Here is a 20,913-nt window from a genome sequence, read left to right as displayed (position 1 = left end):
CGTCGCCGAACCAGTTCTTGCGCGGGCCTTCCTCGAGCACGTACTCGAGGCAGCCGAGGAAGCCGGACATCAGCAGGATGCCGAGATAGTCGCCGCGCTTGATCAGGCTGAGATCGGGCGCGTCGATATGCACGTAGCGCGGCACGAGCACGGCCACCGCGATGCCCGGCACGAGGTTCAGGTAGAACAGCCAGTGCCATGACCATTGGTCGGTGATCCAGCCACCGATCACGGGGCCGATCGCCGGCGCGAGCGACGCGAGCGCGCCGATGGTCGTCGACGCGATCAGCCGCTGCCTGCCGGGGAACAGCACGAACGCGGTGGTGAACACGGTCGGGATCATCGCGGCGCCGAGCGCGCCCTGCAGCCCGCGAAACAGGATCATCGAGTTGATGTCCCACGCGAGCCCGCACAGCATGCTGGTGATCGTGAAGCCGACGGCCGACGCGGCGAACAGCCAGCGGGTCGACATCACCTTCGACAGCCAGCCCGACATCGGGATCACGATGATCTCGGCGATCAGGTACGCGGTCTGCACCCACGACAGTTCGTCCTGGCTCGCGGACAGCCCGCCGCCGATGTCGCGCAGCGACGACGCGACGATCTGGATGTCGAGCGTCGCCATGAAGAAGCCGACGCACATCAGCGCGAACGCGAACACGCGCTGTTTGGTCGGTTGCGACGCGGGGTCGCCGGAAAACGCGGTGGTCATCGTCGGCTCCCGCTCAGTGCTGGTGGTCGGTATGCACGGTCACGACCGCGGACAGGCCGGGGCGCAGCACGTGTTCGATGCCGGGCTGCGGATCGAGATGCACGCGCACCGGCACGCGCTGGACGATCTTCGTGAAGTTGCCGGTCGCGTTCTCGGGCGGCAGCACGCTGAAGGTCGCGCCGGTCGCGGGCGCCAGGCTGTCGACGCGGCCGTGCAGGCGCGTGCTCGACGCATCGAGCGCGACGTCGACGCGGTCTCCCGCGCGCATCTTGCGCAGCTGGTCTTCCTTGAAGTTCGCGTCGATCCACAGGCCGGAGGCCGGCACGACGGTCAGCAGCGGCACGCCGACGTTCGCGAGCATCCCGACGCGGCCCGTGCGGTTGCCGACGTAACCGTCGACCGGCGAGCGGATCGTCGTGTATTCGACGTTGAGCGCCGCGACGCGCTGCGCGGCGAGCGCGGTGTTCACGCGGGCCCGCGCATCGGCGAGCTGCGCGCCGAGCACGTCGAGCTGGCGCTTCGACGCGAGCAGCGCGGCGTCGCTGCGTTCGACGGCGGCGCCGGCCTTCGAGTAATCGGCATCCGCGCGCTCGACGATCTGGTTCGATACGGCGTCCGACTTCACCAATTCGCGATAGCGCACGCGGTCCGACGCGGCGCGCGTCAGTTCGGCCGACGACGCGTTCTTGTCCGCCGCGTGCTGGCCGATCACCGCGAATTGCAGTTGCTGCTTCGCTTCGAGTTCGGTCACGGCGGAGCGCGCGCTGTCGACTTCGGCGCTGGCCTGCGCGAGCTTCGCGTCGTAGTCGCGCGCATCGAGCTGCACGAGCACGTCGCCGGCCTTCACGCGCTGGTTGTCGGTCACGAGGATCTTGTCGACGAAGCCGTTGACCTTCGGCGCGAGCACGGTCACGTCGCCGCCGACGTACGCATCGTCGGTGCTTTCCTGGAAGCGCAGCACGAACAGCCAGTCGAGCACGGCGGCCGCGACCACGACGACGACGGCGCCCACCGCGATGCGCATCCACGGCACGCGGCGTTGCTGCTTCGCGGGCCGCTCGGTTGTGGCTGCTTCGCGTGACGAGGCAGCGTCTTGGGTCGTATCCATCGATTCACCTATGTATATGCACTTATCAAAACGATCGACGGTACGACGTCGATCGGGGAAGGGCTAGCGTTCTGGCAGGTTGTGCGTGATCCGGAACAATTCGTCTCTGAGGCGGGCCGCCTGCGTCGACCCGAAGCACCGCTCGAACGCTTCCTGCGCGGCGAGCCAGTGCACGTGCGCATCGGCCACCTTCGTTTCGCCGTGCGCGGTCAGTGCAAACGTCTGACCGCGGCATGGCGGTTCGATCCGCCCCGTCACCAGCGCCGCGCCGACGAGCGGCTTGAGCGCGCGCAACAGCGCGGTACGTTCGATCACCAGCACGTTCGACAGCGTCGCCATCGTCAGGCCGGGCCGCTCGCGCAGCAGCGCGAGGATGCTGTACTGCGACGGCGTGACGCCCGCCCGCGACAGGTAGCGCTCATAGAACTGCGAGATCCGCCGGGCGGCTTGCCGGACCGCGAAGCAATCGTCATCGGTGAGCGTGGTCTTGTGCATGTGCACATGTTAGGTGGCGAGGCGGCGCGAAGCGAGGGGCGCGGCGGGATCAGATTGGTGTCGTGGCTGTATCAATCGGCGTCGGAAACGCGCATTCGCGCATCCGGCGTCACGCCGCTGCCGGAACGATCCAGCCTTCGCGGTCGCAGTACGCGGCCGTGTAGTCGATGAACGCCTTCACCTTCGCGGGCAGCAGCGCGCGGTTCGCGTAGGCGAGCTTGATTTCGACGAACGCGTCGACGAGATCGGCGTCTTCCAGCAACTGCACGAGCGCACCCGACGCGAGTTCGGCCTGGACGAGCGTTTTCGGGACGACGCCGATGCCGAAGTCGTGCATGACCATTTCGCGGTTGAACACGGGGCTGTTCGACGAGATGTCGAAACGGAACGGCACGGTGAGCAGGTTGCCGTCGACCCGGAACGACAGCGCCGGGCGGCGCAGCGACGGCGAAATCGGCACGAACGGATGATTGGCGAGGTCGGCCGGCGTCTCGGGGCGCGCATGTGCTTGCAAATACGCAGGCGTCGCGACGATCACGACCGGAATGCGCTCGACCAGCCGCACGACGGTCGATTCGCTCGTCAGCATGTACGGCACGACGATGCCGATGTCGTAGCCTTCTCCGACCAGATCGACCGGGCGCTCGGTCAGCGTGACGTCGAGGCGTACGTTCGGATGCGCGCTCTTGAAGCCGGCGATCAGCGGCACGAGCCGGTTCAGCGCGGCCGTCGTATGCGCGACGAGGCGCAGCAGGCCTTCGGGCTCGCGCGTGTGCGTCTGCGCTTCCACTTCCAGCGCGTCGAGCTCGTCGAGCACGGCCGCGCAACGCTCGTAGATGCGCTCGGCCGTCTCGGTCAGCGATACCTGGCGGGTCGTCCGGTGCAGCAATCGGCTGCCGAAACGCGCCTCCAGATCCGCGACCGCACGCGATACGACGGGCCGCGCGAGGCCGTGCATGTCGGCGGCGCGCGTGAAGCTGCGCATTTCCACCACGGACCGGAAGATGCGCAGCTTGTCGATGTAGTCCATGTCCGTCTCCTTGACGCGATGGCCGGCCGCCGGCCGCTGTTACGGCGGAGTGTACATTGACTTTATGCATATGCACATATAGATTGCCGAACATGAACGACACCTCGATTGCCCAGGCGTGCAACTGTCTCGCGCTGCGTCAGGCGGCGCGCTTCGTCACGCAACTGTACGAACACCATCTGGCCCCGGTCGGCGTCACGCCCGCCCAGTTCTCGATCATGGCGAACCTCACGCGCCATCCCGGTCTGCTGATGAGCGAACTCGCCGAGATGCTCGTGATGGATCGCACGACCTTGCTGCGTGCGCTGAAGCCGTTGCAGCGCGACGGTTTCGTGTCGACGGCGGCGTCGGAGCACGATGCGCGTGCGCATGCGCTGCACCTCACGAAGCTCGGCGAACGCACGTTCGCGCAGGCGAAAGTCGCGTGGCAGGCCGCGCAGGACGAATTCGACACGCAGTTCGGCCGCGAGCGGGCGAAGGCGTTGCGCAACGAGTTGTTCAGTCTGACTGCGGAACGCTAGGCGAGGGGCGGACGGTTCGGTGGGACGACCAACTGGTGCGGAATTCAAGCCATTGGTCGCCTTGGGAGCATTTGGTTGAGAAAATTGGTTTCATTGCTATCCGGATTGAAGGCGATCTGGACAGTTTTTATTTCCAGTTGTAGAGTCCTCTGACTGAATTCATGAACCGGCACCGCCGCCGGTGCACGCGTCACGAGGAGCAACCGATGCTGCAGTTGAGCGACCGCGACGACGCGATGTTGCGCGGGGATTTCGGCGACGGCGTCGCCCGCGCGATGCGGATCGTCGTGCGCACCGCGCAAGTGATGTCCGCGCCGCACCTGATCGACATTACGTCTGCCCATATCGACGGCTGTCTGTATCACGGCCAGACGAGCCTCGACTTCGTCGACTATTTCGTCGACACGGGCGCGAAGGTCGCGGTGCCGACCACCTTGAACGTCGGGTCGCTCGACCTGATCCATCCCGAGCTGTACCACGGCGACCGCACGATCCAGCGCGATGCGCAGCGCCTGATGGACGCGCATTTGCTGCTCGGCTGCGAATCGAGCTTCACGTGCGCGCCATATCAACTGAAGAATCGTCCCGCGCTGGGCGAGCAGATCGCGTGGGCCGAATCGAATGCGATCGTGTTCGCGAATTCGGTACTCGGCGCGCGCACGAGCCGCTACGGCGATTTTCTCGACTTGGCCGCCGCGATCACCGGGCGCGCGCCGTACGCGGGGCTGCATGTCGACGCGAACCGCGCCGCGCGGATCGTGTTCAATGCGCCCGATTTCAGCGGCCTGCCGTCGCGCGATATCTATTTCGCCGCGCTTGGCCTGGCGGTCGGCAAGATCGCGGGGGCGGTCGTGCCGGCGATCGTCGGGCTGCCGGCCGACACCACCGAGGACGAACTCAAGGCGCTCGGCGCGGCCGCCGCGTCGAGCGGCGCCGTCGCGCTGTTCCATGCGGTCGGCGTGACGCCCGAGGCGCCGACGCTCGACGCCGCGTTGCACGGCCGCGCGGCGCAGCGCAGGGTCGATATCGCGATGGCCGATCTCGACGAGATTCGCCGCACGCTGAATCACGGTGCGGCCGGCGACGCGCTCGTCGCGGTCGCGCTCGGCACGCCGCATTTCTCGCTGGCCGAATTCCGCACGCTCGACACGTTGCTCGACGCGTTCGACGGCAAGCCGGCCTGCGATTTCTACGTGAACACGAGCCGCTTCATTCTGTGGGAGCTGGAGGAAGCCGGCCTCGCGGAGAAATTCGCCGCGCGCGGCGTGCAGATCGTCGTCGATACCTGCACGTACATCACGCCGGTGATGAAGCAGTTGTCGGGGCTGGTGATGACCAACTCGGGGAAATGGGCGTCGTATGCGCCCGCGAACATCGGCGTGACGGTGGCGTACGGCAGCATGCGCGAATGCGTGCGGTCCGCGTACGAAGGCAAGGTGCGATTCGATGACTGAAACGACGGGCACATTCTTGACGGGCGACACGCTCGTGCCGGGCAGCGCGTGCGCGCGGCCTTTCGTGCTCGACAAGCCGCTCAGCTTCTGGGGCGGCTACGACTCGGGCGCGGGCAGGATCGTCGATCGCGGGCATCCGCAGGCCGGCGCGAGCCTCGCCGGCAAGGTGATGGTGATGCCGCACGCGAAGGGCTCGAGTTCGAGCAGCAGCGTGCTAGCGGAAGCGGTGCGCAACGGTACGGGGCCGGTCGGGATCGTGCTGAAGGAACGCGATTTGATCATCTCGATCGGCGCGATCGTGGCCGCCGAGTTGTATGCGATCGCGGTGCCGGTGGTGTGCGTGAGCGATGAGGTATACGACGCGATCGTCGCTGCCACGGGCGACGTGCGGATCGAAACGGGCGAGGGGGACGGCGGCGCGCGGATTCATCTGGGCACTGATGCTCGTTCGGGCGGATCCGGTTTGACCTGAACGACCGGCGCGCGCTGACGGCGAGTCAGGCGGTGGCCGCGGCGATGCGATCCGGAGCGAGCAGCGTCGTTCGCCGCGCGGTAGCCGCACCTGTCCCGGTCAGATGAAGCGCACGTGTCGGGTTTCTTCCTGCGTGAGCGACAGCGCTTGAGCCGCCGCGTTCATTTCGCGTTTGCCGCCCGGCTGCGCCAATCTTCTGATTTCGGGCCACACGATCACGCCGAACAGGATGCGCAGGATCGCGCTCAGCACGCACAAGCCGATTACACTCGCGCTGATCAGCGCAAACACGTCGAACATCGATTCCATGCTGAGCGTCACCACGGATACGATTCCGCTGACGACGGCCGCGCCGATCACGCAAATGAGCATGACGAAAAGGTCGGTTCGGGCGCCGGCGACTTTGGCGGGGCGCAGCAGATAAGCCGAACCGTCGGTCATGTTGCGAATGCCGTAGACGCTCTGGCGATCCTGGTCGCCGACATAGGCGACATTCAATCGATCGCCATCGGCGATGAACAGGCGCGTCGTCCGGTTGGTCCTGAACACGAGGGGGGACGCGAGCGAATCGAGTTTGAGCGTGATTTCCTCGATACTTTGCGTCGTCGTGCCCAGGTTGTTGCTCCAGACCTTCGTCTCGATCGATTGCTGGCTGATTGCCGTCACGCGGCCGGATACGGTCTGCATGTCGTGGTTCGTCATGGGCCGCTGCGCTCCGCGCTGAAACCGGACGGTTCGCCTAGCCAGCAATCCTGGGCTTCGCGTCGCTGCGGCTGGAAGATCAGGTCGGACAAGCCGCCGATGGCGACCAGGTCGCCCACCAGACCGACGATGGACACGACGGTGGCCAGTGCCGAGGTGAACGCCCAACCCGAATGGAGTGCCGCGGCAGCGGTACCCAGGCTCAGCACGACCAGGCACGACGCCCAGGCGAGCAGCGACAGGTTCCGTCGCTTTTGCGCGCGCACGTCGTACGGCGCGATGGCAAGGCTGCCGCTCCTGATCCACGCGATCCGGCGACGGCCGCGATGCTCGAATGTGCAGGCGCGCACCGACATGCCGGGCCTCAGTTTCTCGATCTGCTTGAATGCTTCTTCGTCGACGTCGTTGGCCGTGACGAAGTAGCAGACGTTCTGCATCGTCAAACGGTATGGCGGGTTCTTCCTGACATTGGCCTTGACTCGGATGAGGTTGGTATCGACGCGGTCGATCGTGGCCTCGATCAGGGTGGTGCGATTGGGCATGGGTCGGAGAGGGCGCGGGTCCGCGCGACGTCGTTTTGATGTGGCGCCCATCATACGCCACCGCTTTCGGCCGACCGTCCGGCATTGCCGGGCGACGGGTTGCCCGGCGCGTGGCACTGAATTCGCGCGCAGCCGCCCCCGCACCCGCACCGTGCCGCCGGCGGCGGTTCGGCGTTATTCGCGCCGGTGCCGGGTCACTGCCGACGCCATCACCTCGCAGCCGCTTCCCGAAATGCGCTCGGCGTCTGCCCGGCCCAGCGCCGGAACGCGCGCGTGAAATTCGCCGGGTCGGTGAACTGCAGCCGTTCGGCGATCGTTTTCAGATCGAGATCCGACGCGGCGAGCAACTGCCTGGCGTCGCGAAACCGCGCTTCGTCGAGCAATTGCCGATAGCTTGATCCGGCTTCTTCCAGCCGGCGCCGCAGCGTGCGCGTCGACACGAGCAGCGCGTCGGCGAGCATGTCCGGCCCCGGATAATCCCCGGCGGCGCGCGCCAGTTCCGCCCGCACGCGCTCGACCAGATCGCCTTCCTCCTGCCGCACCTGCGCATATTCGCGTTCCACCTGCACGAGCGCCTGCCGGTGCGCGACTTCGTCGGCGAGCGGCAGCGGCCAGTCGAGCACGTCGCGCGCGATCCACAGCGCGTTGGCCGCGCAGCCGAATGCCACCGGCGGCAACTGGTCGCGATAGCGTGCGAAATACGCGGGCTCCGGCCACGCGAATTGCAGCCTGATCGGCGGTGATGCGCGGCCGGACCATTGCGAGATGTTCTGCGCGAGCCCCGTCAGCACGAATTCGAACATCACGTGGTGCTGCAGCACGGGGTTCGCCTGCACGCCGTGCAGTTCGAGCGTCGCGCCGCGCGCGTCTTCCGCGTAAGTCAGCCGGTATTGGCGATTCCGCATCCGGAAGTAGCGCTGCATGACCGACAGCGCTTCGCGGATGTCCCGCGCGGTCAGCGTCGCGTAGCCGAGAAAGCCGTGCACGGTCGGTTTCAGCAGCAGCCCGAACGCGAGCCCGATGCCCGGATCGCCGCCGATTTCGATCGCGTTGAGCACCAGCCGCCCCCATTGCGACGGCGCGACGCGCGCGTCCGGTTCGGCCAGCACCGCGTCGCGCAGGCCCGTGCCGGCCCGCACGGCGGCCAGGTCGACGCCGCGTGCGGCCAGCGCCTGCAGCAGCAGGCGTGTATAGGCGACCGGAATGGTCGGGCGGCGCAGCCCGAGGCGATCCTTGCGAGACGGGGAAGTCATGTCGATTTGGCCGAAAATGACAAGCATTATGGCTGTTTGCCCCCTCACGTTCAAGGCGGCGCGCGCCTACGATGGCAGGCATCGCTTATTGGCCGAATCATCATGACGACACCCTTTCCCCACCTGCTCGCCCCGCTCGATCTCGGCTTCACGACGCTGAAGAATCGCGTGCTGATGGGCTCGATGCACACCGGCCTCGAGGACAGCCGCAAGACGCTGCCGCGCCTCGCTGAATATTTCGCCGAGCGCGCGCGCGGCGGGGTCGGCCTGATCGTGACGGGCGGCTTCGCGCCGAACGTGGCCGGCTGGACCAAGCCGTTCGGCGGCACGCTGATGACGTCGGCCGCCGCGCGCCGGCATCGCGAGATCACCGGCGCCGTGCACGCGGAGGACGGCAAGATCGCGCTGCAGATCCTGCATACGGGGCGCTACGGTTATCACCCGTTCGCGGTCGCGCCGTCGAAGATCAAGTCGCCGATTTCGCCGTTCGCGCCGCACGAACTGAGCGCGCGCGGCGTCGAGCGGCAGATCCGCGCGTTCGTGCGCTGCGCGACGCTGGCACGCGAGGCCGGTTACGACGGCGTCGAGATCATGGGCTCCGAGGGCTACCTGATCAACCAGTTCATCTCGATGCATACGAACAAGCGCACCGACCAGTGGGGCGGTTCGTACGAGAACCGCATCCGCCTGCCGATCGAGATCGTAGAGCGCACACGCGAAGCGGTCGGCCGCGACTTCATCCTGATCTACCGGCTGTCGATGCTCGACCTGATTCCGGACGGCAGCGACTGGAGCGAAACCGTGCAGCTCGCGAAAGTGGTCGAACGGGCCGGCGCGACGATCATCAACACGGGGATCGGCTGGCACGAGGCGCGCGTGCCGACGATCGCGACGTCGGTGCCGCGCGGCGCGTTCGCGTGGGTGACGAAGAAGATGAAGGGCGAGGTCGGCATCCCGCTCGTGACGACCAACCGGATCAACCGGCCCGAAGTGGCCGAGCAGATTCTCGCGGACGGCTGCGCGGACATGGTGTCGATGGCGCGCCCGCTGCTCGCGGATGCCGAGTTCGTCGTCAAGGCCGCGCAGGGCCGTGCCGACGAGATCAACACCTGCATCGGCTGCAATCAGGCGTGCCTCGATCATGCGTTCAAGAACAAGATCGCGTCGTGCCTGCTGAATCCGCGCGCGTGCCACGAGACGGAGCTGAAATACACGCCCGCGCCGCAGCCGAAGCGCATCGCGGTGGTCGGCGCGGGGCCGGCCGGGCTCGCGTGCTCGACCGTGCTCGCGCAGCGCGGCCATCAGGTCGACCTGTTCGACGGCGCGGCCGAGATCGGCGGCCAGTTCAACATGGCGAAGCGGATTCCGGGCAAGGAGGAATTTCACGAAGCGCTGAGCTACTTCGGCCGGCAGGTCGAACTGACCGGCGTGAAACTGCACCTGAACCGCCGCGTCGATGCGAGCGACCTGATCGCGGGTGGCTACGACGAGATCGTGCTCGCGACCGGCGTCGCGCCGCGCGACCCGAAGATTCCGGGGCAGGACGGGCCGAACGTGTTCAGCTATATCGACGTGCTCGCGGGCAAACAGCCGGTCGGCCGGCGGGTCGCGGTGGTGGGCGCGGGCGGGATCGGCTTCGATGTCGCCGAGTATCTGGTGCAGGAGGGCGAGTCGCCGGCACTCGATCTGGATGAATGGAAAGCCGAGTGGGGCGTGACCGACCCGGCCACGACGCGCGGCGGCGTGACGCGTGCGCAGGTGTCGGCGCCGACGCGGGAAGTGACGCTGCTGCAGCGCAAGGCCGCGCCGCTCGGCAAGGGGCTCGGCAAGACGACCGGCTGGATTCGCCGTGCGACGTTGAAGATGAAGCAGGTGAAGATGATTGGCGGTGTGAACTATGAGTTGATCGACGCGCGCGGGCTGCATGTGTCGTACGGCGAGCAGCGCACCGATCACGAGCTAATCGAAGCCGATACGATCGTGCTCTGCACAGGACAGGAGCCGCAGCGCGCGTTGCTCGCGCCGCTGCAGGCGGCCGGGCGCTCGGTGCACCTGATCGGCGGCGCGGAACTGGCCGCCGAACTCGACGCGAAGCGCGCGATCGATCAGGGCGCGCGGCTGGCGGCGCGGCTGTAACGGGCGGGTGCTGCGACGGTCATTCGGCTGATCGTCGCGTGGCGACGAGCGGCTTACGCGACGGTTCGCGGCTCGCCGCCTGATGCGCCGATTCGCGGGTGCAGAACCATAACGAGCTGCCGCGCCACCATGCAATATGGCGGCGCGAGCCCGGCAGACCGTGCCCGCAATCGACCGGCGCGGCTCAGGCCGCTTCGGCCCGCTCTTCCTCTTCCGCTTCGAGCATCGCCTTGACGATCAGGTAGATGGCCGGAAGGTCATCATCGTCGCGGCGCCAGTCGACCGGCTCCTCGACGTCTGCGGCAACCAGCCGGCTGCCACGCAGCCGGATGAATGCGTCGACGACGGCCGGATCGTTGCGGTTCAGGAAGCCGGGATTCGAGAACGCCAGCTCCTCGACGTTCAGCAGCGCCTGCCAGCTCATCGTGCGAACGGCCGCCGGGTGGGTGCGGCGGCGCAGACCGAGCGCCCGCTGCGCGGGGCCGCCCGCGACACGCTGCAGATCGACGACCGCCCGCTGCGCGGCGCGCTCGAAGTGGACGGGATTGAAACCGGGTTGCTCGGGATCGAATGCGGAAGCCTGGAACATGGTCGCCTCACAAAAGTCCGTTCGTCTGTGGATGACGGAATTCGGGTCAAATGGTGCAAAAGCACTGTAAATATATACAGTGTTCAGCGCGGTTTCAAGCCCCGAATGCAGAATTTCGTGCGTCGGCGCTCGACGCTCGACGCTCGACGCGGGCGATCGCATCGATCGGGCGGACGATCTACACCGCCGCCGCAATCGTCTCCCGCAACCACCGATGCGCGGGATCGCGATGCACGCGCTCGTGCCACAGCATCGACATTTCATAGCCGGGCACCTCGACCGGTGCGTCCACCACGCGCAGCGCGGGCACGTCGCGCACCAGCCGCTCGGGCAGCATCGCGACGAGATCGGTGCTCGCGACGGCCGACATCACGAACAGGAAGTGCGGCACCGACAGCACGACGCGCCGCGTGGCCCCTGCCTTCGCGAGCACTTCGTCCGTCACGCCGAAGAAGCCGCCGCCGTCGGGCGACACGATCACGTGTTCGAGCGTGGCGAACTGCGCGAGCGTCGGGCGCCGCTTCAGCTTCGGATGACCGGCGCGGCCGATCAGCACGTAGCGCTCGACGAACAGCGGCAGGCGCCGCATGCCGGGCGGCGACCCTTCCGTCGTATGGAAGGCCAGGTCGATGCCGTTTCGTTCGGCATCCTGCTCGATGCGCGGCGGCACGAGTTCGACGACGGCGAGCCGCGTGCCGGGCGCGGTCGAACGCAGCGTGCGCAGCGCGGGCAGCACGATCGTCGATTCGCCGTAGTCGGTCGCGGCCACGCGCCACGTGTGCGTCGCGGTCGCGGGATCGAACGGCGTGGCCGGGATCACCGCGCGCTCGACCGCTTCGAGCGCATTGCGCAACGGCTCGCGCAGCGCTTCCGCGCGCGCGGTCGGCCGCATCCCGCGCGGGCCGGGCAACAGCAGCGGATCGCCGAACACGTCGCGCAGTTTCTGCAGCTGCACGCTGACCGACGGCTGCGACATGTTCAGCTTCTCGGCCGCGCGCGTGACGTTGTGCTCGGCGAGCAGCACGTCCAGCGTGACGAGCAGGTTCAGATCGAGCCGTCTGAGATTATTCATGGCTATACCTGGGATATCAGGAATTCATTTCAAATATACCGTTGAAAGCCGCATCCTGCAGTCATTCAATCCACGGAGTGACGAACATGAATGTGCTGATCGTGTATGCCCATCCCGAGCCGCGTTCGCTGAACGGCGCGCTGCGCGATTTCGCCGTCGCGCATCTCGAAGCGGCCGGCCACGCGGTGCAGGTGAGCGACCTGTATGCGATGAACTGGAAGGCGACGCTGGATCCGAACGACGTGACCGATCGTGTACCCGATGCGCGATTCGATCCGTCGCTCGATTCGAAGCGCGCGTTCGCAGCGGGTACGCAAAGCGAAGACATCGCACGCGAGCAGGACAAGCTGAAGTGGGCCGACGCGGTGATCCTGCAGTTTCCGCTGTGGTGGTTCTCGATGCCGGCGATCATGAAGGGCTGGTTCGAGCGCGTATATGCGTACGGTTTCGCGTACGGCGTCGGCGAACATTCCGATACGCACTGGGGCGACCGCTACGGCGAAGGGATGTTGGCAGGCAAGCGGGCGATGATCGTCGTCACGACGGGCGGGTGGGAATCGCACTACAGCCGGCGCGGCATCAACGGGCCGATCGACGACTTGCTGTTCCCGATCCAGCACGGCGTGCTGTATTACCCGGGGTTCGACGTGCTGCCGCCGTTCGTGATCTACCGGACGGGCAAGATGAACGCCGCGCGTTTCGACCAGACGTGTACGGCGCTCGGCCAGCGTCTGAACGATCTGTGGACCACACCGCCGATTCCGTTCCGCCGGCAGAACGCGGGCGATTACGAGATTCCGGCGCTGACGCTGAAGGAGGACATCGCGCCGGGGAAAGTGGGGTTCGCCGCGCATTTGACCGCCTGACGGTTACTGCACACCCCGAGGCAGGGCGGCACGGACAACCGCCGCCAAATGCAAGATGCCAAACGCGGAATGCAAACGACCCGGCCGGCCTGCGTGACATCGCCGGCCGCCCGGGTCGTGCTTCTCGTGGCATCTCGTGGCACCTCGCGGCCGTGGGGCACGGCCGCGATTCACCGTTGCTTACCGATCGTCGTCCCGCACCGAAGACGGATGCCGGCACAGCGCCCGCACCTCCATCTCCATATACGGAAACAGCGGCAGCTGGCTCAGCACGTCATGCAGCTGCTGCACGCTTTCGACGTCGAAGATGCTGACGTTCGCATACTGCCCGGCGATCCGCCACAGATGGCGCCAGACGCCTTCGTTCATCAGCCGCTGGCACATCGCCTTTTCTTCGGCCTTCAGCGTGGCCGCCTTCACCGGGTCCATGTCCGCCGGCAGGCGAACGGTCATTTCCACATGAAACAGCATCCTGCACTCCTTGCGTTGTCGATTCGTCGAACGGGAAGGGCGCTCACGCCTGCGCGCGGGCCCGCTCGACTTCGCTGCCCGGCACGTCCTGCTTGTCCTTGAGCAGCGAGAAGTCGAAGTCGATCAGCGCGAACTGCCCGTCGACGCCGTACGGCTTGCCTTCCGCGCCCTCTGCCTGCCTGACCGGCGGGATCAGCCCGTCGCGCGTCGCGAATGCGAAGTCGTCCCACAGATGCGGATCGCCATCGATGTTGATCTGCGTCGTCAGCTTACGATAACCGTCCGCCGAAACGAAGAAGTGGATGTGCGCCGGACGATGGCCGTGGCGGCCGAGCTGGTCGAGCAGTTGCTCGGTCTTGCTGCCCGGCGGCACGCTGTAGCCGACCGGCAGCACGCTGCGGAAGCTGTAGCGGCCTTCGGCATCGGTGCGGATCGAGCGGCGCAGGTTGAACGCGGGCTGCGACGCGTCGAAGTACGAGTAATTGCCCAGATGGTTCGCATGCCACACCTCGACCAGCGCGTTCGCGAGCGGTGCGCCGTCCTGGCCGAGCACCCGGCCGCGCATGATCAGCGTCTGGCCCGGATCGGTGCCGTCGTCGAGCCGCGCGTGGCCGACCGATTCCGGCGCGCCGGCGACGTACAGCGGCCCTTCGATCGTGCGCGGCGTGCCGCCCTGGATGCCGGCCTTTGCCTCGGCTTCGTCCATCCGCACGTCGAGGAAGCGTTCGAGGCCGAGGCCCGCGGCGATCAGCCCGAATTCGCGGCCGGCTTCGTTCAGGTAGTTCAGGGCCGTCCAGAATTCGCTCGGCTGCACGTCGAAGTCCTCGATCGTGTAGCAGATGTCCTTCACGATCCGGTTGACGATCGCGCGCACGCGCGGGTTGCCGGGCTTCTCGGCGGCGTCGTCGAAGGTCTTCAGCAGGGCGTCGATGGCTTGCTTGTTCATCTGTGTCTCCGGTGTCGGTTGTCGTGTGGGGATCAGCGGGCGCCGCGTCGCATCCGTTCGATGCGGGCCCAGTCGAAGGTGATGCCGAGGCCGGGCGTCGCCGGCAGATGCAGCTTGAAATCCTCGTAACGCAGCGGCTCGACGAGGATCTCCTCGGTGAGCAGCAGCGGGCCGAACAGTTCGGTGCCCCATTTCAGCGAGTCGAACGTGCTGAACAGTTGCGCGGACGCCATCGTGCCGGCCGCGCCTTCGAGCATCGTGCCGCCGTACAGTTCGATGCCGGCCGCCGCGGCGATCGACGCGACGCTCGCCGCGCCCTGCAGGCCGCCCGATTGCGCGATCTTCACCGCGAACACGTCGGCCGCGCGATCCTGCGCGAGCGCGAACGCATCGACGGCGCCGTGCAGCGCCTCGTCGGCCATGATCGGCACCTGCGCGAGCTGCGTGAGGCGTTTCAGCCCCGCGCGGTTGGTCGCGGCGATCGGCTGCTCGACGAGGCTCACGCCGGCGTCGGCCAGCCGCGCGCCGGCCCAGATCGCGTCGGTTTCGCTCCACGCCTGGTTCACGTCGACCCGCACGTCGCCGCGCTCGCCGAGCGCGCGCTTGATCGCGACCACGTGCGCCACGTCGTCGGCGACCGCGTTCGAGCCGATCTTCAGCTTGAACGCGCGATGGCGGCGGGCGTCGAGCATCGCTTCGGCTTCCGCGATGTCGCGCTGCGTGTCGCCGCTCGCGAGTGTCCACGCGACATCGACCGTATCGGTCCGGCGCCCGCCGAACAGCTCGGACAGCGGCACGCCCAGGCGCCGCGCCTGCGCGTCGAACAGCGCGGTCTCGATCGCGCACTTCGCGAAGCGGTTGCCCTGGAACAGCTTGCGCGCCCGCGCCAGCGCGGCGCCCGGACGCGTCGCGTCCAGGCCCTGCAGCAGCGGCGCGAAGTAGGTGTCGATGTTGACCTTGATGCTTTCGGGGCTCTCCTCGCCATAGGCGAGGCCGCCGATGGTCGTCGCCTCGCCGACGCCTTCGATACCGTCCGTGCATCGAACGCGGACCAGCACGAGGGTCTGGCAATTCATCGTCGCGACCGACAATTTGTGGGGCCGGATCGTCGGCACGTCGACCAGCAGCGTCTCGATGCGTTCGATGGTGGCGGCAGTTGCTATCATGCGATTCCTCCTGTTGGTGCACATGGTAGGAATTCCGGCCCCGCGTCGTCCAACACTCTTTCCGACTACTTCCATACCTTTGAGGCATGAAATGGAATTGCGTCAGCTCCGTTACTTCATCGCCGTCGCCGAGGAAATGAACATCACGCGGGCGGCGGAGCGGCTGCACATGACGCAGCCGCCGCTGAGCCGCCAGCTCCAGGCGATCGAGGAGGAGATCGGGCTGCCGCTGTTCGAGCGTGGCGCACGGCCGCTGAAACTGACCGATGCCGGGCGCGTGTTCTATGCGCAGGCGAAACGTCTGGTCGACCAGGCCGACGAACTGGGGCCGCTCACGCGACGGCTCGCGCAACTGTCGGAGCGGATCGTGATCGGCTTCGTGCCGTCGGCGCTGTACGGCGCGCTGCCGGATGTGATCCGTGCGTTTCGCGAGGCGCAGCCGGACGTCGAGCTGTCGCTGATCGAAATGTTCACGCTCGAACAGCTCGGCGCGCTGAAGGGCGGGCGGATCGACGTGGGGTTCGGCCGCCTGCGCTTCGACGACGACCAGCTGGTGCGCGAGGCGCTGATCGAGGAAAAGCTGATCGCGGCGCTGCCGGCCGGGCATCGGCTCGCCGATCCGGCTCGGCCGCTGACGCTCGCGGATCTCGCGAACGAGACGATGATCGTCTACCCGAGCACGCCGCGGCCGAGCTTCGCCGATCAGCAGTTGTCGGCGCTGCGCGACGGCGCGGTCGTGCCGGCGGCCGTGCACGAGGTGCGCGAGCTGCAGACCGCGCTCGGGCTCGTGGCCGCGCAGGTGGGCGTGTCGCTGGTGCCGGAGAGCGTCGAGGGCGTGCGCGTGAAGGGCGTCGTCTACCGGCGGCTGCCGGAGCCGGGCGCGACGTCGCCGATCATCATGAGCCGTCGTCTGCACGGCGAAAGCGCGGCCACGGCCGCGTTTTGCGCGATTGCGCGGGAGATGATCGTGCCGGCCGCGTGACGGCTGCCGGACGGCCCAAAAACGCTCGCCGTGCGGGCCGATTATTGCCGCACATGGTTTTTTCTATCCTGCCCGTGCCGGATAAACCGGCAAGGCTGCTCTCCGTAAACAGGGTTGGACGCGGGGTTTCCCGCTCCGTATCGACCTGGAACATTCGAGGAGAGCAGCGTGAGCCGATTTGGGAAAAGCATAAAGTTCAGGATCTTTTTCGCGCTTGCCGCGTGTGTCGCGCTCATGGTCGCCATCGGCGTGTTCGGGCTGTTCGGCCTGTCGAGGCTGAATGCGAACGTCCACGATGCCTATACGGGCAATACCTTGCCGATCAGCGAGTTGTCGGAAATTCGCGCCGCGACCTTCGAGACGCAGCTGCGGCTGCGTGGGGCGTCGTCCGAGCGCGATCCCGCGCGGCTCCGGAGCGGGATCGACGAGACGCGTGCCGAGCAACGCCGTCTCGACACGATATGGAACCGCTACTACGGCCAATCGATCACGAGCGAGAAGGAGCAGCGCATCGCCGACCGCATTCGCGACGTGCTGCCCCGGTTCCGGGCCGGCGTGGACGCGGCCCTCGCAGCGGTGGACGGCGGGGACCGCGATGCCGCCACGGCGGCGATCGACCGGCTGGCGCCCGCCGCCGGCGCGCTCAAGCAGGCGCTCGACGACGACATCGCCCTGAACATCGATCAGGCGAAGTCGTTCGTCGATGACAGCGCGTCGACCTTCGTCATGATCTTGTGGATCGCGATCGGCCTGATCGGCATCGGCGTGCTGGTCGCGGCGTGGGTGTCCGCGCACCTGATGCGACACATCTCGACGCCGCTCGGGCAGGCCGTGAGCGTGGCCGACGAAATCGCCGGCGGGTCGCTGGACAACCGGATCGACATCGCTTCGCACGATGAATTCGGCCGGTTGCTCGGGGCGCTGGCGACGATGGACCGGCAGCTGGGTACGACGGTGCGCGGCATCAAGCGCAGCGCGGAAGCGGTGGCGGTCGCGTCGCGCCAGATCGCGAGCGGCAATGCCGATCTGTCGGCCCGCACGGAAGAGCAGGCCGCGTCGCTCGAGGAAACCGCGTCGAGCATGACGCAACTGACCGAGACCGTGAGGCAGAACGCCGACAACGCGCAGCAGGCCAATACGCTGGCGACGCGCGCAACCGGCATGGCCGATGCCGGCAACGATGCCGTGCAGAGCATGGTCGCGACGATCGGGCAGATCAGCAGCAGTTCCAGCCAGGTTTCCGACATCACGGGCGTCATCGAGGGCATCGCGTTCCAGACCAACATCCTCGCGCTCAACGCCGCGGTGGAGGCCGCGCGCGCCGGCGAGCAGGGGCGCGGCTTCGCGGTGGTCGCGAGCGAGGTGCGCAGCCTCGCGCAGCGCTCGGCGGCCGCCGCGAAGGAGATCAAGGAACTGATCGGCGCGTCGGTGTCGATGATCCGGGACAGCGCGCAGCAGGCCACGGGCGTCGGCGCGACGATGGGGGACGTGAAGCTCGCGATCAAGCAGGTGTCCGATATCGTCGCCGAAATCGCGGCGGCCTCGCGGGAGCAGAGCCAGGGGATCGGGCAGGTCAATCTGGCGATCGAGCAGATGGACCAGGTGACGCAGCAGAACGCGGCGCTCGTCGAGCAGGCAGCCGCGGCGGCGCATTCGCTCGAGGAGCAGGCCGGCCGCCTGCAGGCGGCGATGGCCACGTTCAAGCTCGCCCCGAATGCCGTCGATGTGCCGGCCGTGACGTCGGTCGCGCCTGCGCCGGCATCCGCGCTCGCCCTCGCGCCGACGAAACCGCCGGTGGTGGAGCCGCTGGCGGCAGGGCTGAGCGTCCCTGTCGCGGGCGGAGCCGTCGACTGGAAGGCATTTTGATCGGGATAACGGTTCGCAGCCTGCTGCGACGGGAGTATCGACCCTTGAAAGGCTCGACGCGTTCTGCTCACGTGGTACTCACGCTCGATGCGCTCGTCGACGCATGCGTGCGTTTCGATCCGTCGGACGGGGATCAACGGCTGATCGTCCGGACGCTGGTCGTGCCGATGCTCGCACGGCGGCTGAAGTGGCTGGGGCTGTTGCTGCGCGCGAGTCCGCGCAGCGAGGCCACGCGCACGATGCTCGAACGGATCGAAGGGGCGCTCGCGTGCGCGGCGGCACGGCTCGAGGCTGCGCGCCGGCCGTCCGCGGATACGGCGACGAATGCCGTGCCGCGGCGCGGACCGCGGGCGTAGATCCCGACGTCGTCGCGGGAGCGAGGGCCGACCGTCGCTCGGAGCGCGGTCGCCCGCACGAACGAAAGGCGAATGGTGGAGACAGCGATTGGCAGGACGGCGCGCGAAACGCCGCGTGCGGCGTGGAGCGGCGCGCGGACGGCTGCTTCAGCGCCTGGCGTCGAGCGTTTCCGACGGCGATTCGCCGAACTTCTCCCGATACGCGATCGCGAACCGGCCCAGGTGGGTAAACCCGCAATCGAGCGCGATATCGGCAATCCGCCGGTCCGATGCCGCGCCGCGCAGCAGTTCGCGCGCGTGCGCGAGCCGCGTCGCGCGCAGGTATTGCATCGGGCTCATCCCGCGGAATTGCAGGAACGCATCGCGCAGCGTCCGTTCGGGCACGTTGGCGGCCTGGACGATATCGGCGAGCTGCAGCGGCTGCGCGTAGTGCGCATCGACGAACTCCTGCGCGCGCCGCACGAAACCCGGCGCCGGGTCGCGGTGCGCCGCCTGCAGCACCGACGGCGGATGGCCTTCGATCAGCAGGTCGATCAGCAGATGCTCGAGCTGCGACGCGACCCGCGGGTTCGCGTTCGCACGTTCCAGCAGCTCGGGCGACCGCGCGACGAGCATCAGTTGCTGGCGCCACGCGGCGAGTGCGGTGTCGCTCACGTGCAGCACCGGGTCGAGCATCGCGCGCGGGTTGCCGGTCAGCGCGCCGACGGTCGCCGCGTCGATGCGCAGCACGAACTGCTCGCAATCGGCCGACAGCACCGCGTCGAAGCGCTCGCCGGGCGCGCACAGCACGCCGGTCTGGCCATCGACGCCGAGTTGCCGCCCCATCGCGCGCACTTCGGCCTGCCCGGACAGGCAGAACATCAGCAGGTAGTAGCCGTCGACGGCATCGACCTGCACGCGCATCGCGTCGCCGAACGCGATCGTGCCGATCCCGAGCCCGCCCAGCTTGACGAAATCCATGTGCGACGCACCCCGCACACGGCCGCTCGGCAGCAGCGCGTGCGGCTGCATCACGCGCGAGATTCGCTCGCGCGTCTCGTCGAGATCGCGGGATTCGAACAGCCGGTGCGCGCGCAGCGCGAGCGGCTCGAACGACGTTGGGGACATGGGCCTGTGCCTTGGTATGGACGACGCGCGCTTCGATCCGACGAATGGGTCGCGATCGTGCGGCGGCCGCGTGTGCCGCCATGCTAGCGCAGAAATCCGCCGAAAGTGGATATTGCGCCGCCGCAATCGCACTTTCCGGATAGACGCCGAATATTAGCTTTTCAAAAATCGGCTCCATGCATTCAACGCAACGGAACCACAAGGAGTCCGACATGGAGCAGACAGAATCGCCCGTCGTTTTCGCCGCGCGCGGCGACGCGTCCGACGTGACCTTCCCGCACGACGACGGCTCGCGCGTGCCGTACAAGGTGTTCAGCTCGCGGGCGGTCTACGATCGCGAGCAGGAACGCATCTTCCGCGGGCCGACGTGGAATTTCGTCGCGCTCGAAGCGGAAATTCCGAACGCCGGCGACTTCAAGAGCACGTTCGTCGGCGACACGCCGGTGGTCGTCACGCGCACCGAGGACGGCACGCTGTCCGCGTGGGTGAACCGCTGCGCGCACCGCGGCGCGCAGGTGTGCCGCAAGTCGCGCGGCAACGCGAGTTCGCACACGTGCGTGTATCACCAGTGGAGCTTCGACAACCAGGGCAACCTGCTCGGCGTGCCGTTCCGGCGCGGCCAGAAGGGGATGACCGGGATGCCGGCCGATTTCGACCCGAAGCAGCACGGGCTGCGCAAGCTGCGCGTGGACAGCTATCGCGGGCTCGTGTTCGCGACCTTCAGCGATGAAGTGGCGCCGCTGCCCGAGTATCTCGGCGAGCAGATGCGCCCGTGGATCGACCGGATCTTCCACAAGCCGATCGAGTATCTCGGCTGTACGCGCCAGTATTCGAAGTCGAACTGGAAGCTGTACATGGAGAACGTGAAGGACCCGTATCACGCGAGCATGCTGCATCTGTTCCATACGACCTTCAACATCTTCCGCGTCGGGATGAAGGCGCGCTCGATTCCGGATGCGAACCACGGGCTGCACAGCATCATCACGGTGACGAAGACGGGCGACGATACGTCGGCCGCGTACAAGCAGCAGAACATCCGTTCGTTCGACGAGGGCTTCCATCTGGAA

22 protein-coding genes are annotated in these 20,913 nt (G+C 67.3%); 9 read left to right on the top strand and 13 right to left on the bottom strand.

What is annotated here, in order from left to right; translation table 11 throughout:
- From JMF90_RS01360 to JMF90_RS01345, 4 genes are all read right to left on the bottom strand, one after another.
- On the bottom strand, positions 1-712 hold a 712-nt coding region (locus tag JMF90_RS01360), incomplete at its 3' end, for an MFS transporter (protein WP_201324936.1).
- Positions 713-725: 13 nt separating this feature from the next.
- Positions 726-1,820, bottom strand: coding sequence for an HlyD family secretion protein (locus tag JMF90_RS01355; RefSeq protein ID WP_011548254.1), 1,095 nt, complete (start codon positions 1,818-1,820; stop codon positions 726-728).
- A gap of 63 nt (positions 1,821-1,883) precedes the next feature.
- The gene (locus tag JMF90_RS01350; RefSeq protein ID WP_011548253.1) at positions 1,884-2,315 is read right to left on the bottom strand and encodes a MarR family winged helix-turn-helix transcriptional regulator; all 432 of its coding nucleotides are present in this window, start codon (positions 2,313-2,315) and stop codon (positions 1,884-1,886) included.
- 109 nt (positions 2,316-2,424) lie between these two features.
- The gene (locus JMF90_RS01345; RefSeq protein WP_011548252.1) at positions 2,425-3,345 is read right to left on the bottom strand and encodes a LysR family transcriptional regulator; all 921 of its coding nucleotides are present in this window, start codon (positions 3,343-3,345) and stop codon (positions 2,425-2,427) included.
- A 92-nt stretch (positions 3,346-3,437) separates the two neighbouring features.
- Here JMF90_RS01345 and JMF90_RS01340 point away from each other — a divergent pair, with 92 nt between their 5' ends.
- The 3 genes from JMF90_RS01340 (at position 3,438) to JMF90_RS01330 (ending at position 5,792) form a co-directional block, all read left to right on the top strand.
- Positions 3,438-3,866: a MarR family winged helix-turn-helix transcriptional regulator gene (locus tag JMF90_RS01340; RefSeq protein WP_011548251.1), complete on the top strand. Its 429-nt coding sequence runs from the start codon at positions 3,438-3,440 to the stop codon at positions 3,864-3,866.
- Between the two features lie 206 nt (positions 3,867-4,072).
- Positions 4,073-5,320, top strand: coding sequence for an aconitase X (locus tag JMF90_RS01335; RefSeq protein ID WP_011548250.1), 1,248 nt, complete (start codon positions 4,073-4,075; stop codon positions 5,318-5,320).
- Positions 5,313-5,792: an aconitase X swivel domain-containing protein gene (locus JMF90_RS01330; protein ID WP_011694665.1), complete on the top strand. Its 480-nt coding sequence runs from the start codon at positions 5,313-5,315 to the stop codon at positions 5,790-5,792. Before JMF90_RS01335 ends, JMF90_RS01330 begins: the two co-directional genes overlap by 8 nt.
- Positions 5,793-5,891: 99 nt before the next feature.
- Here JMF90_RS01330 and JMF90_RS01325 read toward each other — a convergent pair whose 3' ends face one another.
- From JMF90_RS01325 to JMF90_RS01315, 3 genes are all read right to left on the bottom strand, one after another.
- Positions 5,892-6,494, bottom strand: coding sequence for a hypothetical protein (locus tag JMF90_RS01325; protein WP_011548248.1), 603 nt, complete (start codon positions 6,492-6,494; stop codon positions 5,892-5,894).
- Positions 6,491-7,036, bottom strand: coding sequence for a hypothetical protein (locus JMF90_RS01320; RefSeq protein WP_226132273.1), 546 nt, complete (start codon positions 7,034-7,036; stop codon positions 6,491-6,493). The genes JMF90_RS01325 and JMF90_RS01320 overlap by 4 nt, the downstream gene beginning before the upstream one ends.
- A gap of 209 nt (positions 7,037-7,245) precedes the next feature.
- Complete coding sequence (locus tag JMF90_RS01315) at positions 7,246-8,316, bottom strand: AraC family transcriptional regulator (RefSeq protein WP_011694666.1); 1,071 nt, start codon at positions 8,314-8,316, stop codon at positions 7,246-7,248.
- A 75-nt stretch (positions 8,317-8,391) separates the two neighbouring features.
- On the opposite strand from JMF90_RS01315, the gene JMF90_RS01310 reads away from it, so the two are divergent.
- Entirely contained in the window at positions 8,392-10,425 is a 2,034-nt protein-coding gene (locus tag JMF90_RS01310) for an NADPH-dependent 2,4-dienoyl-CoA reductase (protein WP_011548245.1), read from the top strand.
- 184 nt (positions 10,426-10,609) lie between these two features.
- Here JMF90_RS01310 and JMF90_RS01305 read toward each other — a convergent pair whose 3' ends face one another.
- Complete coding sequence (locus tag JMF90_RS01305; RefSeq protein WP_006479558.1) at positions 10,610-11,014, bottom strand: DUF2471 family protein; 405 nt, start codon at positions 11,012-11,014, stop codon at positions 10,610-10,612.
- A gap of 178 nt (positions 11,015-11,192) precedes the next feature.
- Positions 11,193-12,086 carry a LysR family transcriptional regulator gene (locus JMF90_RS01300; protein WP_011548244.1) on the bottom strand — a complete coding sequence of 298 codons (894 nt, stop codon included), beginning with the start codon at positions 12,084-12,086 and terminating at the stop codon, positions 11,193-11,195.
- An 86-nt stretch (positions 12,087-12,172) separates the two neighbouring features.
- Here JMF90_RS01300 and JMF90_RS01295 point away from each other — a divergent pair, with 86 nt between their 5' ends.
- Positions 12,173-12,952: an NAD(P)H-dependent oxidoreductase gene (locus JMF90_RS01295; protein WP_011548243.1), complete on the top strand. Its 780-nt coding sequence runs from the start codon at positions 12,173-12,175 to the stop codon at positions 12,950-12,952.
- 180 nt (positions 12,953-13,132) lie between these two features.
- Here JMF90_RS01295 and catC read toward each other — a convergent pair whose 3' ends face one another.
- From catC to JMF90_RS01280, 3 genes are read right to left on the bottom strand one after another with little or no spacing between them, the layout of a single operon-like run.
- Positions 13,133-13,423: a muconolactone Delta-isomerase gene (gene catC, locus JMF90_RS01290; protein ID WP_006479534.1), complete on the bottom strand. Its 291-nt coding sequence runs from the start codon at positions 13,421-13,423 to the stop codon at positions 13,133-13,135.
- 43 nt (positions 13,424-13,466) lie between these two features.
- Complete coding sequence (gene catA, locus JMF90_RS01285; protein ID WP_006479533.1) at positions 13,467-14,369, bottom strand: catechol 1,2-dioxygenase; 903 nt, start codon at positions 14,367-14,369, stop codon at positions 13,467-13,469.
- Between the two features lie 32 nt (positions 14,370-14,401).
- The gene (locus tag JMF90_RS01280) at positions 14,402-15,535 is read right to left on the bottom strand and encodes a muconate/chloromuconate family cycloisomerase (protein WP_011548241.1); all 1,134 of its coding nucleotides are present in this window, start codon (positions 15,533-15,535) and stop codon (positions 14,402-14,404) included.
- A gap of 91 nt (positions 15,536-15,626) precedes the next feature.
- Between JMF90_RS01280 and JMF90_RS01275 the strand changes: the two genes are divergently transcribed.
- The 3 genes from JMF90_RS01275 (at position 15,627) to JMF90_RS01265 (ending at position 18,739) form a co-directional block, all read left to right on the top strand.
- The gene (locus JMF90_RS01275; RefSeq protein WP_011548240.1) at positions 15,627-16,517 is read left to right on the top strand and encodes a LysR family transcriptional regulator; all 891 of its coding nucleotides are present in this window, start codon (positions 15,627-15,629) and stop codon (positions 16,515-16,517) included.
- 168 nt (positions 16,518-16,685) lie between these two features.
- A complete protein-coding gene (locus tag JMF90_RS01270; protein WP_011548239.1) occupies positions 16,686-18,383 on the top strand; it encodes a methyl-accepting chemotaxis protein in 1,698 nt (565 codons plus the stop codon).
- A 44-nt stretch (positions 18,384-18,427) separates the two neighbouring features.
- Positions 18,428-18,739, top strand: coding sequence for a hypothetical protein (locus JMF90_RS01265; protein ID WP_011548238.1), 312 nt, complete (start codon positions 18,428-18,430; stop codon positions 18,737-18,739).
- Positions 18,740-18,886: 147 nt separating this feature from the next.
- Here the strand turns inward: JMF90_RS01265 and andR are convergent, their stop codons facing one another.
- A complete protein-coding gene (andR, locus tag JMF90_RS01260) occupies positions 18,887-19,846 on the bottom strand; it encodes an anthranilate 1,2-dioxygenase regulatory protein AndR (RefSeq protein WP_011694667.1) in 960 nt (319 codons plus the stop codon).
- Positions 19,847-20,058: 212 nt separating this feature from the next.
- Here andR and JMF90_RS01255 point away from each other — a divergent pair.
- Positions 20,059-20,913: Rieske 2Fe-2S domain-containing protein (locus tag JMF90_RS01255; protein ID WP_201324935.1), on the top strand; the 855-nt coding region annotated here is incomplete at its 3' end.

It is taken from the genome of Burkholderia sp. E168m23 (assembly GCF_016586125.1).
GTDB classification, from domain to species: domain Bacteria; phylum Pseudomonadota; class Gammaproteobacteria; order Burkholderiales; family Burkholderiaceae; genus Burkholderia; species Burkholderia orbicola.
This window is presented reverse-complemented; position numbering and strand designations above follow the sequence as displayed.

Excerpts from the sequence above, each read along its gene's own strand:
- JMF90_RS01295 (WP_011548243.1), top strand. The coding sequence starts at position 12,173 with ATGAATGTGCTGATCGTGTATGCCCATCCCGAGCCGCGTTCGCTGAAC.
- andR (WP_011694667.1), bottom strand. The coding sequence starts at position 19,846 with ATGTCCCCAACGTCGTTCGAGCCGCTCGCGCTGCGCGCGCACCGGCTG.
- JMF90_RS01315 (WP_011694666.1), bottom strand. The coding sequence starts at position 8,316 with ATGCTTGTCATTTTCGGCCAAATCGACATGACTTCCCCGTCTCGCAAG.
- JMF90_RS01325 (WP_011548248.1), bottom strand. The coding sequence starts at position 6,494 with ATGACGAACCACGACATGCAGACCGTATCCGGCCGCGTGACGGCAATC.
- JMF90_RS01300 (WP_011548244.1), bottom strand. The coding sequence starts at position 12,086 with ATGAATAATCTCAGACGGCTCGATCTGAACCTGCTCGTCACGCTGGAC.
- JMF90_RS01335 (WP_011548250.1), top strand. The coding sequence starts at position 4,073 with ATGCTGCAGTTGAGCGACCGCGACGACGCGATGTTGCGCGGGGATTTC.
- catC (WP_006479534.1), bottom strand. The coding sequence starts at position 13,423 with ATGCTGTTTCATGTGGAAATGACCGTTCGCCTGCCGGCGGACATGGAC.
- JMF90_RS01345 (WP_011548252.1), bottom strand. The coding sequence starts at position 3,345 with ATGGACTACATCGACAAGCTGCGCATCTTCCGGTCCGTGGTGGAAATG.
- catA (WP_006479533.1), bottom strand. The coding sequence starts at position 14,369 with ATGAACAAGCAAGCCATCGACGCCCTGCTGAAGACCTTCGACGACGCC.
- JMF90_RS01340 (WP_011548251.1), top strand. The coding sequence starts at position 3,438 with ATGAACGACACCTCGATTGCCCAGGCGTGCAACTGTCTCGCGCTGCGT.
- JMF90_RS01355 (WP_011548254.1), bottom strand. The coding sequence starts at position 1,820 with ATGGATACGACCCAAGACGCTGCCTCGTCACGCGAAGCAGCCACAACC.
- JMF90_RS01310 (WP_011548245.1), top strand. The coding sequence starts at position 8,392 with ATGACGACACCCTTTCCCCACCTGCTCGCCCCGCTCGATCTCGGCTTC.
- JMF90_RS01330 (WP_011694665.1), top strand. The coding sequence starts at position 5,313 with ATGACTGAAACGACGGGCACATTCTTGACGGGCGACACGCTCGTGCCG.
- JMF90_RS01320 (WP_226132273.1), bottom strand. The coding sequence starts at position 7,036 with ATGCCCAATCGCACCACCCTGATCGAGGCCACGATCGACCGCGTCGAT.
- JMF90_RS01275 (WP_011548240.1), top strand. The coding sequence starts at position 15,627 with ATGGAATTGCGTCAGCTCCGTTACTTCATCGCCGTCGCCGAGGAAATG.
- JMF90_RS01305 (WP_006479558.1), bottom strand. The coding sequence starts at position 11,014 with ATGTTCCAGGCTTCCGCATTCGATCCCGAGCAACCCGGTTTCAATCCC.
- JMF90_RS01350 (WP_011548253.1), bottom strand. The coding sequence starts at position 2,315 with ATGCACAAGACCACGCTCACCGATGACGATTGCTTCGCGGTCCGGCAA.
- JMF90_RS01280 (WP_011548241.1), bottom strand. The coding sequence starts at position 15,535 with ATGATAGCAACTGCCGCCACCATCGAACGCATCGAGACGCTGCTGGTC.